The sequence below is a fragment of the Paenibacillus sp. FSL R5-0887 genome (genome assembly GCF_038002305.1).
Lineage (GTDB): Bacteria > Bacillota > Bacilli > Paenibacillales > Paenibacillaceae > Paenibacillus_AQ > Paenibacillus_AQ odorifer.
In genome coordinates, this window is the sequence record NZ_JBBOCE010000002.1 from 2356855 (window position 1) to 2370797 (window position 13943).

General features: G+C 47.5%; 13 protein-coding genes. 9 read left to right on the forward strand and 4 right to left on the reverse strand.

Annotated elements, in window-relative coordinates:
* The first annotated feature begins 52 nt into the window (after window positions 1–52).
* Window positions 53–1033, forward strand: a complete 981-nt coding sequence (locus MKY14_RS28290; protein WP_076191702.1) for an alpha/beta hydrolase — start codon at window positions 53–55, stop codon at window positions 1031–1033.
* Window positions 1034–1099: 66 nt separating this feature from the next.
* Here the strand turns inward: MKY14_RS28290 and MKY14_RS28295 are convergent, their stop codons facing one another.
* The 3 genes from MKY14_RS28295 to MKY14_RS28305 form a co-directional block, all read right to left on the reverse strand.
* Entirely contained in the window at window positions 1100–1921 is an 822-nt protein-coding gene (locus tag MKY14_RS28295; protein WP_076124053.1) for a class I SAM-dependent methyltransferase, read from the reverse strand.
* A 157-nt stretch (window positions 1922–2078) separates the two neighbouring features.
* Entirely contained in the window at window positions 2079–2930 is an 852-nt protein-coding gene (locus MKY14_RS28300; protein WP_076124051.1) for a 1,4-dihydroxy-6-naphthoate synthase, read from the reverse strand.
* Window positions 2930–3625 carry a futalosine hydrolase gene (locus MKY14_RS28305; RefSeq protein WP_081383981.1) on the reverse strand — a complete coding sequence of 232 codons (696 nt, stop codon included), beginning with the start codon at window positions 3623–3625 and terminating at the stop codon, window positions 2930–2932. Before MKY14_RS28305 ends, MKY14_RS28300 begins: the two co-directional genes overlap by 1 nt.
* Window positions 3626–3906: 281 nt before the next feature.
* Here MKY14_RS28305 and MKY14_RS28310 point away from each other — a divergent pair, with 281 nt between their 5' ends.
* From MKY14_RS28310 to mprF, 8 genes are all read left to right on the forward strand, one after another.
* Window positions 3907–4377 carry a MarR family winged helix-turn-helix transcriptional regulator gene (locus tag MKY14_RS28310; RefSeq protein WP_312149354.1) on the forward strand — a complete coding sequence of 157 codons (471 nt, stop codon included), beginning with the start codon at window positions 3907–3909 and terminating at the stop codon, window positions 4375–4377.
* Window positions 4378–4573: 196 nt separating this feature from the next.
* The gene (gene ypfJ, locus MKY14_RS28315; protein ID WP_076191707.1) at window positions 4574–5422 is read left to right on the forward strand and encodes a KPN_02809 family neutral zinc metallopeptidase; all 849 of its coding nucleotides are present in this window, start codon (window positions 4574–4576) and stop codon (window positions 5420–5422) included.
* A 115-nt stretch (window positions 5423–5537) separates the two neighbouring features.
* Window positions 5538–5939, forward strand: a complete 402-nt coding sequence (locus MKY14_RS28320; protein ID WP_036682076.1) for a DoxX family protein — start codon at window positions 5538–5540, stop codon at window positions 5937–5939.
* 17 nt (window positions 5940–5956) lie between these two features.
* Complete coding sequence (locus tag MKY14_RS28325; protein ID WP_076218925.1) at window positions 5957–6907, forward strand: ring-cleaving dioxygenase; 951 nt, start codon at window positions 5957–5959, stop codon at window positions 6905–6907.
* The gene (locus MKY14_RS28330; RefSeq protein WP_340977866.1) at window positions 6904–7524 is read left to right on the forward strand and encodes an alpha/beta hydrolase; all 621 of its coding nucleotides are present in this window, start codon (window positions 6904–6906) and stop codon (window positions 7522–7524) included. The genes MKY14_RS28325 and MKY14_RS28330 overlap by 4 nt, the downstream gene beginning before the upstream one ends.
* A 163-nt stretch (window positions 7525–7687) precedes the next feature.
* The gene (locus MKY14_RS28335; protein ID WP_076282224.1) at window positions 7688–8911 is read left to right on the forward strand and encodes a multidrug effflux MFS transporter; all 1224 of its coding nucleotides are present in this window, start codon (window positions 7688–7690) and stop codon (window positions 8909–8911) included.
* A gap of 115 nt (window positions 8912–9026) precedes the next feature.
* Window positions 9027–9377 carry a FlxA-like family protein gene (locus MKY14_RS28340; protein ID WP_076303563.1) on the forward strand — a complete coding sequence of 117 codons (351 nt, stop codon included), beginning with the start codon at window positions 9027–9029 and terminating at the stop codon, window positions 9375–9377.
* Window positions 9378–9744: 367 nt separating this feature from the next.
* Window positions 9745–12411 (forward strand): bifunctional lysylphosphatidylglycerol flippase/synthetase MprF, encoded by a 2667-nt coding sequence (mprF, locus tag MKY14_RS28345; RefSeq protein WP_312149350.1) that lies wholly within the window; start codon window positions 9745–9747, stop codon window positions 12409–12411.
* 48 nt (window positions 12412–12459) lie between these two features.
* Here mprF and MKY14_RS28350 read toward each other — a convergent pair whose 3' ends face one another.
* Window positions 12460–13932, reverse strand: coding sequence for an alpha-amylase (locus MKY14_RS28350; RefSeq protein WP_036682065.1), 1473 nt, complete (start codon window positions 13930–13932; stop codon window positions 12460–12462).
* Between the last annotated feature and the right edge of the window lie 11 nt (window positions 13933–13943).

Genomic DNA, 13943 nt, shown 5'->3' on the forward strand with positions numbered 1-13943 from the left:
GCGAAACGTTAAGGGAACTTAATAAACAGATTAAAGACAGGAGAAGATGAGGGTGACACAACAAGAGGACAAAAAAACGGGGAATGGACAGAAAAAACATAAACTGCGTAACCTGTTGCTCAAAATATTAGGAGCAATAGTGATCGTGGTCGTACTTTTTCTAGCCGTTGTCTATACAGTTAATGTGATCAGCAACAAAACAGATCAGAAAAAAATACAGCACTATGGTCAGTTAGTCCCTGTTGACGGGAAAAATATGAATGTTTTGATTCAAGGAGAAGGTAAACAGACGATCGTGCTCATACCAGGCTTTGGAACAGGAGCGCCAGCGCTTGATTTCAAGCCGTTGATTGATGAGTTATCACCATTCTACAAAGTGGTGGCGGTTGAACCGTTTGGGTATGGACTCAGTGATGAAACGAAAAAAGAACGAACTACAGAGAATATCGTTAGTGAAATTCATGAAGCCGTTCAGAATCTTAACATTGACCAATACATTCTAATGGGCCACTCGATTGGAGGTATTTACGGATTGGAATATGCGAAGAAATATCCAAACGAAGTGAGTGCTTTTGTGGGTATTGATAGTAGTGTTCCGGAACAAGGCGGTATGGATGTTAAATTTCCAATTAAAAAATTAAAGCTGCTTAAAGATTCAGGGATTATAAGATTGGGCTTGCAATTAAGCGGTGACCCTTATGATGGACTGCCATTTGATGATGAAACCAAAAAACAAATGAAATTGATTTCGCTTAAAAATATGAACAATTCCACTACCTTAAATGAAATGGAACATATTTATCCTAACTTTGTTGCCTCCAGAGGCTTAACATTCGACAAGAATCTTCCCATTATCTTCTTTATACAAGCGAATAATACTACCGTGAAAGACTGGATTCCTCTACATGAAGGGCAAGTCAAGGATTCAGTGCATGGAAAAGTAATGACATTTGAAGGCGGACATTACTTACATCATTCAAAATCCAAAGAAATCGTAGAGAACCTAAGGGTATTCATGGAGGAAGTTAAATAAAAAGAAGAAAACGCTCCGAACTCCTCATATGAGGGGGCGGGGCGTTTTTTTGGTTGTGATCGAAGATTATTTGATGCCGATTCTCATTCGGTAGCTGATCAGAACCTCTAATGTTCTGCCTTTAAAATGCTGTTCAACTGCGGCGGTGTAATCGGCGATGTCTTGCTCAAGCAAGGTAGCGTCTAGTTTCATTACGGTTTGCACTCCCCCTTGACTTAGGGTTAAACCAATATATCGCTGGGCATCGCAGGACTCTAGGTTGTGGAATACGATTTCTCTGGCAAAAGAGAAGGCTCCACTAGCTTTGATCCGTGACAAATGACCTTCTTTGTCCCATTTATGTGCTCTCTCCTCATTAGGTAAAAGCGAAGCCAGCAATTCTTCTGTTTTGGAGATCAGCTGGTTGTATCGTTCTTCTACATTTTGCTGAAGAGATAAAGGCCAATCGCAATCGTAGGCGGCAAAGACTCCGCCTTTTTTTAAGACCCGGGAGATTTCTTGCAGTGTACTTTCAGGATCCATCCAGTGGAATGATTGCGAGCAGGTAACTATGTCTACACTATCTGATGCAAGCGGAAGCTGGTTAGAGTAGCCTTGCACAAAAGTAATTGATTGGGGTGCTTCTAATCTGCTAAGTTTATCGATTGCTTTTCCCAACATATCTGGATTGGGTTCGATACCGATTACGCGTTCTGCGACATCGTTCCAGAGAAAAGTAGACAAACCCGTACCGCAGCCTATATCTGCGACGAGTGAAGGGGTGGTACCTAGGTAATCTGTTAGCAATTTGATAATCATCTCAGGGGCTTCGGGACGGTAGCGGTCATATTCATTTTGAAAGCCCAAAAAGCGGTCGATGTTTTGTTTGCTGTTTTTTTCAGGTATCATGTGATCCTCCCTCATAGATCATGTTTATAGGTCTATTGTATAATCACTGGTTCGATAAGCCAAATAATGTCTGGCTGGAAGGCTACGTAGAATAAATAAAATCCCCGGAGAACACCTTATAGGTGTGGCCGGGGATTGTTAAACTATCTGGTAAATGCTAACGAAGCAGTGCTGGATCGATTGCAGGCACAAGTCCTTCTGCCGCAGCACGATTAAGCAGGGCAGAGATTGCGGCATAGCCGTCCTCACCCAGATTCATCGAGAAGTCATTCACGTAGAGATCGATGTGGGATTTAGCCACTTCAGGAGCCAACTCTTGAGCATGGCTAAGCACATAGTCTCTGGAATCCGTTGGATGATCCCACGCATACTGAAGAGAGCTGCGAATCCAGCCGGTGATAGCATCGGCATCTAAATCACGGCGGGCAATGATAGCGCCGAGAGGAATGGGCAGTCCGGTATCGCTTTCCCACCAGCTGCCTAGATCAGTCAGCATATTAAGACCATAAGAGGCGTAAGTGAAGCGGGCTTCGTGAATTACCAGCCCTGCATCGATATGGCCATCCCGCACGGCAGGCATAATCTCATCGAAAGGCATTACGACTATTTCGCCGATGCCTCCAGTTACATTTTGTGCTGCCCATAATCGGAAAAGCAAATAAGCCGTAGAGCGTTCGCTAGGTACAGCAATCCGGCGTCCGGCTAGCTTTTCTGGGCGTTTGACCGCATGGGGTCCACTTGCTGTAAGCAGCAGCGGGCCGCAGCCGCGTCCTAAAGCACCGCCGCATGGCAGCAGTTTGTACCGCTCCAGAACCCAAGGCAGAGCAGCGTAGGAGATTTTGAGGACTTCTGGTCCTTCTCCGTCAGCAGCCAGCGTATTGGTAATATCAATGTCGGCATAGGTTACATTCAGCTTAGGTGCATTCGGGACAAGCCCGTGCGCCCAGGCATGAAATACAAAGGTATCGTTAGGGCAAGGGGAAAAAGCGATATTAAGCTCAGTTGTCATTACAGCACCTCCAGTAATATAGCGGCTGCCGCCGTTAATGCTTCCATTGCATCACCGATCTTCCAAGCGGCCCGGTCGCGGGGACCGACCGGGTTCGAGATGGCGCGGAGCTCCAGTACCGGGAGCCCCAGCGCCTGAGCGGCCACGGCAACTCCGTGGCCTTCCATCGCTTCCGCGACGGCATGGGGATGCCGCGCGAGATGGGCGGCGGCCGTCTCCGCGGTGCCGGTCGCCGTCGAGACCGTAAGCACGGTGCCCGTGCTTACGGGTAACCCGGCCGCAGCCAGCGCGGCCGAAACCGCTTGCACCGTGCCGCGGTCAGCCGGCACGGACACGCTGCCGAAGCCGAGCTCGGCAGCGCTGCGGAAGCCCTCCGGCGTCTCGGCCCCGAGGTCGGCGGCAATCATCTCGCTGGCTACAACCAGCGAGCCTAAAGGCGCCAGCCCCGGGAATCCGCCGCCGATCCCGACGCTCAATACGCAGCCGTAAGAACCGGCTGCGAGTGCCGCGGCGGTTCCCGCCGCCGCCGCTGCCGGCCCTGCGCCGGCAGCGATAACATGGAACCTGTCGCTGCCTTGCAGGCCGCGCAGGACCGCGTCACGCTCCGCGTCTACGGCTGTCACGATCAGCACGCGTCGTGCTCCAGCCTGCCCCTCCATAGCTTCTTCGGTAGGGGTTGGATTGAACGAACTCATCAGGTCGCCTCCTTTAGGGTATTGAAATCGCTTACTAAAGAGTCATTCGTAAAGACAAGAATACGCCCTTTTATAGGTCAGGTCAAACTTGGGGTGATTTTTATCACTCCCTGTAAAGTGTCAAAGGAAAACTTACCGGTCTCTAGACGGAAGTGACTTTTTTAGCGATGAGGTTGACAAGGAGGATGGGAAGTCGTATAGTTATCTTAAATTAAAGATACTTAACGTAAAGACAAATAAATGGATTGAATACAAGTTTGATTGAAGTGGAGGTGGAATTGATGAGTGATAATCAAATAAATCTGCGTAATACAGAGAGTGCACCTGACGAAGAACAAGCCGCCTCACTGAAATTGTTCGTAGTCTTATCTAAGGCTTATAAAAGCCTAATGGATCATGCGGTGAAGGATATGAAGAGTTATGGCTTGGCTTCGGCTGAATTCATGGTGCTTGAGGTACTTTACCATAGAACGCGGATTCCGCTGCAACAGATTGGGGAGAAAATTCTCGTTACGAGCGGAAGCATTACCTATAATATCGACAAGTTGGAGAAAAAGGGACTGCTGAAACGTGTACCCTGTAGCGAGGATCGCCGCGTTACTTATGCGGAGATTACGGATGCAGGCCGTGAACTGTTTGATGAGATTTTCCCTCGTCATGTAGCCTCAATTCATGATTTGATGGGTGGATTAGATAAGGAAGAGAAAGTCCAGGCTATCGAATTAATGAAAAAGCTTGGCAAAGGTGTATAGGCGCTGCGAACATGACGAATAACTAGGCGCTTCTATAAGGTTGGAAGTAGTTCGGCTCCATCCTCATTCTCCCAACTCCAGTAAGTATAAGTGAAACCCTGCTTTTTTGGGTATATCACTAATAAGATATTTAACTTAACGAAGCCAGGTAGCCATTTACTTAAGATTACCTGATATTTCGACTGGGGGCTTGGCCATGAAATGGCAGGGAAGAAGAGGGAGTTCGAACGTGGAGGACCGCAGAGGCATGAGCGGCGGCGGCAAGATGATTGGTGGGGGGATCGGAGGAATTATCCTTGTCCTGGTCATCACGTTACTCAGTGGAGGCAATGCCGGGGATATCCTGGGAAGTTTGACTTCCACAGGCTCCAGTTCAACGGCCCCTTATGAACAGACCGCAGAGGAGCAAGAGCTTGCGGAGTTTGTATCGGTAGTTCTTGCCGACACAGAGGAGGTTTGGGGTGAAATTTTCCAGCAGCAGGGAATGACCTATACGGACCCCACCTTAGTGCTATACAGTGGGAGTGTAGACTCTGCTTGCGGAACAGCTACCTCGGCAGTTGGTCCCTTCTACTGTCCGGGTGACGCCAAACTATATATTGATCTGAGCTTTTATGATGAGTTGCAGCAACGCTTCCACGCGCCGGGCGACTTCGCCATGGCTTATGTCATTGCCCATGAGGTTGGACATCATGTACAGACATTACTAGGCACCTCGAAACAGCTCGATTCCCTTCGCCAGACGTTGAGTGAGAAGGAGTACAACAAATATCAGGTTCGTTTTGAGCTGCAGGCTGATTATTTGGCCGGTGTCTGGGCCAATCATGCTCAGGGTATGAATCTGCTGGAGGAAGGCGACTTAGAGGAAGCTCTGGCAGCTGCAAGCGCCGTCGGCGATGATACGATTCAGAAGCAAGCTCAGGGCTATGCAGTGCCGGATAGTTTCACTCACGGTACCTCAGAGCAGAGAAAGCGCTGGTTCTACAAAGGTTTTAACTCGGGTACGATTAAGGGCGGCGATACGTTTAACGCCTCCGAGTTGTAGATAGAAGAGGAAAGAGGAGAGCAGCCCATAGGTTATTCCGGTTCGCCGGGCGCTCTTTTTTACCCAATATCTTAACATTAAGATAATTAAATCAAAGGAATAGGGGAAGGAAAAAATGATAAGTGTAGGACTGTTATTAATGAGATTGGTGATTGGGCTTGCTTTTATAGGACATGGCGCACAAAAGCTATTTGGATGGTTCGGAGGTTACGGTCCGAAGGGTACGGGAGGCTGGATGGAGTCCATCGGAATCAAACCGGGTGTGACTATGGCGATTTTAGCAGGGATTATGGAGCTGGTGGGCGGATTTATGTTCGCGGCAGGACTGTTAACGCCTGTTGCAGCGGTGTTGATCGCTGCCACGATGCTGGGGGCAATCGTTAAGGTTCATGCTCCAAATGGTTTCTGGTCCACTTCGAACGGGATTGAGTTTCCGCTCACGGTTTTGGTATTTGCGGTAGGTGTGGCGCTTACGGGACCAGGTTCGATTTCTCTAGATGCATTGTTTTTTAACTAAGAAGGGAGTTTATAATAATGACACTTCAAACTGCAGGAATACATCATATTACAGCTTTTGTCGGAGACGCTCAGCGCAATGTTGATTTCTACGCCGGGATTCTGGGCCTACGGCTCGTGAAAAAAACGATTAATTTTGATGCTCCAGAGGTCTATCATTTATACTTTGGGAATGAGCAGGGTTCGCCGGGAACGATTATTACATTTTTCCCTTCACCTGTAGGGCGTAGAGGCAGAATAGGCAGTGGTCAAGTTGGCGTAACGATCTACGCAGTGCCGGTCGGTGCTCTGCAATTCTGGGAACAACGCCTTGCTGAATACGGAATTTCGGTTACAAAAGGAAGTCGGATCTCGGAACCCTATTTATCTTTTGCCGATTACGACGGTCTGCGGATTGAACTGGTGGAACGTGAGGAAGGCCCGCTCAGTAAGTGGTCCTTTGGTGGGATTCCTACTAAATACGCGATCAAAGGTTTTGGCGGGGCTGTGCTGTATAGCAGCAATCCGTTGCAAACAGCTGAGACACTTGTTCATACGCTGGGTATGGAACATATTGCTGACGGAGATGGATATACTCGCTATAGAACCAATGGGGAGCTAGGTAATATTATTGATTTGAAGACATCACCCGTTCCGCTCGGAGCGGGAGGTGCAGGGACAGTTCATCACATCGCGTGGCGGGCAAAGGATGATGCAGAGCAACTGGAATGGTCGCGCCATGTACAGAGTCATGGGCATAGACCTACACCCGTTCAAGACCGTCAGTATTTTAATGCGATCTATTTCCGTGAAAGAGGAGGAATCCTGTTCGAAATCGCTACAGATCCTCCAGGTTTTGCCCGTGATGAAGCCCCAGATGCGTTGGGTGAAAAGTTGATGCTGCCGTCCTGGTTTGAGCCGCATCGCGCGGCCATCGAAGAAAACTTAACGCCTATTCAAGTAAGAGAAATTGAGGTGAAGCAGGGATGATTCATGTATTCCGTAAAGGTAAAGATATAACTAAACCTACATTAGTGTTGTTTCATGGCACAGGTGGTAATGAGCAGGATTTGCTGCCGCTGGCTGAGATGTTATCCCCAGATTCATCGGTGCTAGGTATACGGGGTAATGTGCTGGAGAATGGCATGCCACGATTCTTCCGTCGGCTGGCAGAAGGAGTGTTCGATGAAGCGGACTTAGTTTTCCGTACCCATGAGATTAAGCAGTTTCTGGATGAGGCGGCAGAGAAATACGGGTTTGATGCCAACAATCTGGTAGCGGTTGGTTACTCTAACGGTGCAAACATTGCTGGTAGCCTTCTGTTTCATTATAAGGACATTTTCCGCGCGGCAGTGCTGTTGCATCCGATGGTGCCATTACGCAATGTGGAGCTTCCTTCTCTAGAAGGGGTGTCTATCTTTATTGGGGCAGGTACGAATGATCCGCTAATAACATCTACGGAAACTCAGGAGCTAGAGGGGATTCTGCAGAAAGCAGGCGCTGAGGTTACAACCCATTGGGGCAATCAAGGTCACCGCTTGAGTAGGGCGGAAGCCGAAGCCGCCAAAGATTGGCTACAGGGGTTTAGCACATCTCAAAGTGCATAAAACAATTAGGATAACCGCCTTTTGGCGGTTATTTTTAAGTTATTAGCCCCGAATGAGGCCTTATAAAAGGATTGATCATTTGAGTTCCTTTACGTTAGTATGAAGAATACAAAAAAGGCCCCCGGGTTGCTTTAGAAAGGTTGACGTAAGGATCATGATTGGAATGCAAAATGCTAATAAACTTGCTGTAGATGGACCCTCAAGGAAGCAGAGATTGCAACTTGCTGTTATTCTGGGCTCCATTACAACCATTGGGCCGTTGTCGATTGACATGTATTTGCCAGCACTGCCTGCACTTGTCGACGATTTCGGTACGACAGCTGCTTTGGTGCAGCTAAGTCTCACCTTCTTTTTATTGGGACTGGCCTCGGGTCAGTTAGTAGCTGGACCACTGAGTGATGTATATGGACGTCGCCGTCCACTGCTTATAGGGATGTTCATCTATGCCGTTTCCTCAGTGCTATGTGCTTTTAGTCCTTCGATTGGACTTTTAATTGTTTTGCGGTTTATTCAAGGTCTTGCTGGTTCAGTGGGTGTAGTTGTCTCTAGGGCGGCTGTGCGTGATCTGTACAGTGGCTCTGAACTAACGAAATTTTTCTCTTTATTGATGATTGTTAATGGTCTGGGTCCGATTTTGGCTCCAGTCATTGGAGGCCAGCTCTTAAGAGTGACTACATGGCAGGGGATATTCCTCGTATTATTTGCTGCCGGAATTATTTTTTGCTTGACGATTCTCCTGCGCTTGCCTGAGACATTGCCGAAGGAGCGGCGCTCCAAGAGTGGGTTGAAGGGTACTTTGCTTACCTTTAAGGTGTTACTTGGCAACCGCAAGTTTATGGGTTATGCCTTGTCCCAAGGTTTTGTTACAGCGTCTATGTTCGCTTATATCTCTGGGTCATCTTTTGTTTTGCAAAATATTTTTGCGGTTACTCCGCAGGTATATAGCTTGATCTTTGCTGTGAACGGGATTGGGATTATTATTACAGGTCAAATTGCCGGCAGACTTGCTGGTAAGGTGAGTGAGACGAAGCTACTGCTTAGCGGGTTGCTGCTCTGTACAATGGGGGGCGTCTTGCTGCTGCTTACGATCCTGATAGGGGGAGGGCTGATTCCTATTCTAATCTGTCTGTTCGCTGTTGTCTCCAGTGTGGGGATTGTCGGCGCAACCAGCTTCTCACTTGCAATGCAGGACCAAGGAGAAGCCGCAGGCAGCGCTTCGGCTTTGATAGGGCTGATCCCGTTGCTGCTTGGTAGCTGTGTAGCACCGCTTGTGGGTCTTGGAGGCGTAGATTCAGCCCTTCCAATGGCGATTGTGATTGCCTGTACGGGTGTTCTCTCTATTCTGTCTTATCTTCTATTGGTCAAACGGGGGAATTCCAATTGTTGACAGCTTATCCTTATAACCTTGAAAGAGAGCAATACTTTCAGCAAACTTTCAGCGGGTTTTAACGTTCCTTATCTGCAAAAGGATTATATTGGAGGTAAGGAAGGGAGGGATGATTATGAGTATATCCGCAGTCTCAGGTTCTACATCGTATACTGCCTCGACGTCTAGTACTACAGATACCAGCGCGCTCGAGAAACAAAAAGCGAAGCTGGAAGCCGAATTGGACAAGATTGATGCCAGCTCGGATGACGCGAAGACCAAAGAAACGAAAACGAAACAAATTGAGCAGCAGATCAAGCAAATCGAGGCACAAATTTCCCAGAAGTCGCAGAGCAGTGCTTCCGCTGCAAGCAGTAGTGCAGAAGCACCTGCCAAACCTGCAAACAACGCGCTTGCTGCGGCAAGCCCGCAAGAAATCGCTACCGCAACAACGAATAGCCAAGGCAGATTTGATATTCGTGTATAAACCATACTAAGTCGTGTTACATAACAAAAAGGGCATCCTTTGCCGTGAGGGATGTCCTTTTTGTTATGTATTTTTAAGTTTAGACTACAATTTAAATGTTCTTTTATCACATTGTTGGCCAATACTAGAAAGATACCCCTAAAATAAAGTTCCGTCATATTGATCTGTCCAGCTTCGTAATATATTAACTATGCTTATCCTCATTTCCCAAAAAATCTTTAACTGTTGCAGGGGTTAGGGATTTGCTGGCAGTCTAATAGAGTAGGTGTTGATTATCACGGGTCTTCTATTCCAAGAATTGCTATAATGGACTAGTTGTAAAAATTGTCTAGCACAACGTGTGTCAGCGGTAAAGGCAGGTGGGCTCATGCATTCAAAGCAACAGACATTAGAAAGATTCAAAATTGTAAGACTGATCTTATCTATCTATCGGATCCGGGCGGTCAGAGCTCTTTTTCCAGTGGCTATCATAGCGTTCGTATACTGGGAGGGGCAACATGAGCTGAAGCAGGTTCATTTAGGACTTATAATGCGTGAACTAAGGCGAGTACCTACGTCTGCTATTTTGCAAATGATTGGTTTTGCACTTCTTTCCGTAGCTGTGATGAGTGCTTATGATTATTTGATTCGGGCCCATTTTCGTTTAAAAGTAGGGCTGTGGAGTACCTTTCGGTATGCATGGATTGCTAATACATTTAATAACTTGATTGGGTTTGCAGGTCTGGCTGGAGTTGGTTTAAGGACGCTGCTGTATAAAAAAAGCGGAGTGCCGACCTCCGTGCTAACGCCCGCCATTGTATTTCTTTCGCCGCTTATGATTACCGGGTTATCACTACTTTCATGGGCGAATATCTTTGGTTTACTCCCGGCAACGGCTTTGCTGGAAGAACATCGCTGGCTGGTATTTGCAGTATGGGGTATGGCGCTTTATTTGCCGGTTTTTGTGTTTGTGCAGCGCTCATCGCTTTATGCGAAATGGATTAACCGGGGAAAAGGCAGAACATCCTGGCTTACAGTCGTTAACTCCGTCGGTGCTTCCTTTCTGGAATGGAGCTTTGCTGGCGTGACGTTTTGGACCATCAGCAGCCATCTCTTGGATGAGGTCCATTTTATAGCTATCTTTGGTATATTTACGATTGCTGCTATTGCCGGAATCTTGAGTATGGCACCCGGCGGTATCGGTGCATTTGACCTTATCGCCTTGCTCGGGCTGACACAGCTTGGCTACCAGACCGATAAGGCGATGGCGGTGCTTGTCATCTTTCGATTGTTTTATTATGTCATTCCTTGGTTGATTGGATTGGTGCTGGCTGCACTGGAAATTGGTCTGCAAGGAAAAAAGGATCAAGATCGTTCAGTTCCAGGGTTCGAACCCTCTCTTAACAAATGGCAGAAGATCTGGGGCTGGCCGGGTCAGTATACCTTTCTGAGCGATCTTGGGATGTGGGCTCTTGGTAAGCTGGTACTAGCTAGCGGGCTTATTCTCTTACTATCTGCAGCAGTACCCGGATTGCTGTATAGGTTGAAGATTACGGAGGAAATATTGCCGTTTCCGGTAATGCAGCTTTCTCATCATCTGTCTGTCCTTATTGGTTTTATGCTGATTTTATTGTCGCGGGGCATTACATTGCGGGTCCATAGTGCATATGTATGGACTAGCATACTTCTGTTTATTGGATCATTGTTTGCAGTCACTAAGGGTTTTGATTATGAAGAGGCGCTTTTGCTACTTATAGTAGCGCTTATTCTTTGGATATCCAGATCGCGGTTTTATCGGATTAGTGCGCCAATCAGCAGACAGAGCGCGATCCGGTGGTTTGCCCTCACTTCAGTAATTGCACTAAGCTACTATCTGATGGGCTGTTATGTACATCGTGGATTTCTGAAGCATCTGCCTCCGGGTGTACAGCCTGAATGGTTGCAGCGATATAGTCATGTTGCATTTACGGCAGTGGGAGGATTGGTCTTGTCTTGGGTACTGCTCATAATGTGGGTAAACCTCAGGCCCCATCATAAGGAGAACGAGCTGTTCGGGACCTTGGATGTAGCTAAGCTGAAACATTTTCTAGATGGAGTTCGAGGCAATACCTTAACTCATACGTTGTTTTTGGGTGATAAGGGCTTCTTCTGGGCTCAGAACGATAAAGTGCTGCTCGCTTTCGCCAGAGTTAGGGATAAACTCGTTGTGCTGGGTGATCCGCTGGGAGAGAGCAGCTTAATAAGTGAAGCCATCAGTGAATTTAGACAAGCTGCAGATCAGTATGGTCTGGTTGTAGTTTTCTATCAAGCTTCACCTGCTTTTTTATCGGTCTATCAGGAGCAGGGCTATCGCTTTTTTAAGCTGGGTGAAGAGGCAGTGATAAGCCTTGATAACTTTGCACTCAGTGATCTGAAGAATGGTGATCTGCAAAGGGTAAGCGATCGTTTTGAACGGGAAGGCATGATTGTTGAAATTACAGAAGCGCCGCATGCTGATAGTTTGCTGAGAGATCTGCGAACGATTTCGGACGAGTGGTTGAATGGCCGAGCGGAAAAGGGTTATTCGTTAGGGTGGTTTAAGGTCGAGTATCTGCAACGGGCTCCCATTGTGGTGCTGCGGAACACCAAAGGTACAATACTGGCATTTGCTTCTATTGCCCCAGGGTATGATCAAGGATTGACCCTGTCCGTAGATTTGTTGCGCCAGCGGAAGAATGTGCCAAACGGGACGGTAGATTATTTATTGGTTTGTATGCTGGAATGGGCGAAGTCCAAGGGGTATCGGCGATTTAATCTAGGCAACACTCCTCTATCATCCAGTGGGGGTCAGGACCCCGGAGCTCTGAAGGAGGAGAAGCTGGCTCATCAAGTGTTTAATAGAGGTGGGCATGGGCATGGTTACGGTTTTGCCAGATTGCGTCGTTACAAGGAAAAGTTCAATCCAGAGTGGGAGCCGCGTTACTTAGCTTATCCAGCGTCCCTAACATTACCCGTCTTAACGCTGGATCTGGTGAGGCTTGTATCCCGCCATCCGGAGCATAAAACGAATAACTAAAAAAAGGTGCCCAACGCCAAACGGCGTTGGGCACCTTTTTAATCAGGTTTACTTCTTGTCAGCTTCTGCATCTGGCAAAGCCCAGACGGAGACGCTGCCGCCATTGACCGGGAAGGTCGCCCAACCATCTTTTTCAATGGTTATGGTGGCTTTATGGTTATGGGTGAAATCCACCCATGCTTCACCGGCGCGATGTTCTCCTACGAACATTCTCTTCTGGCCATTCTCACCATTACTGATCACAACCGCACAACCGGAGTGTTCAATATCCTCCACGCCGAGCCGTGTCCAGCCAATCGTGTTAGGATGATCGAAATAATCCTTCTGTTCACCATAAGCTTTGTGATAGCGGGTATACAGCAGAGGGTCAATCGCATCTTTTTTACCTGCTACAGGTGTTGGTCCTTCGATCCCATAATAATCCCCGTAAAAGACCACAGGATATCCATCCCGTCGCAGCAGGATAAGCGCGTAAGCACTTTGCTTGAACCAATCATCTACCCAGGATTCCAGGGCTTCGTGAGGCTGAGAATCATGATTGTCAACGAAGGTTACAGCATTGGTGGGATGGGTCTGCACCAGTGTGTCATCAAGAATTTTGGTCAGATCATAGTTTCTGCCCTCCAAAGAAGCCGAATGCAGCTTGTAGTGAAGGGATACATCGAAGAGGTCAATTTTATAATCGACGGTATTCAGAAATTGTCGACAGGACTCTAAGTCGGAATTCCAGAATTCACCGACGATATAGAAATCCTTCTCGCATTTATTAAACATCTCTACCGCGAATTCTTTAACAAACTCATGGTTGATATGTTTGATGGCGTCCAAGCGGAAGCCGCTGCAGTGGAGGGTGTCCACCAGCCATTTTCCCCATTGGATCATTTCTTTTTTGACTTCCGGATGGCTGTAATCAATATTAGCGAACATTAGATAATCATAGTTTCCGAACTCGTCGTCAACATTCTGATTCCACGCTTTATTCTCGCCTACTATACGGAATACGCCGGTTCGCTCTTCTTTGGCGTCAAAGTCAGTGCCGTTAAAATGATTGTGATTCCACTTAAAGGCAGAGTGTTCATTCCCGCGGCCAGGGAAGGTGAATTTTGTCCAGCCCTCAATCTCGAAAGGTTTCGAAATTTCTTTCATCCGATCATTGGGGTCGACCTCGATGACTTGGAATACTTCCTTTTCATCCGCGCCAGCCTTATGATTCATCACCAAATCAACGTAAACGGCGATGCCATTCTTTTGACATTCCGAAATTGCGTTGATCAGTGCTTGTTTGGTGCCATATTTGGTGCGTACCGTACCTTTTTGGTCATATTCGCCCAGATCGTATAGATCATACACGCCATAGCCTGTATCTTCAGCGGAGACGGCCTTTGTCACAGGAGGTACCCAAACAGAATCAATGCCTACGGCTTTTAGCGCGGGTGCAGTTTCTTTTAAGCGATCCCAGTGTTTCCCGTCCGCAGCAACATGCCATTCAAAAAACTGCATCATTGTATGGTTCCTCATTATTTCTTACGCCT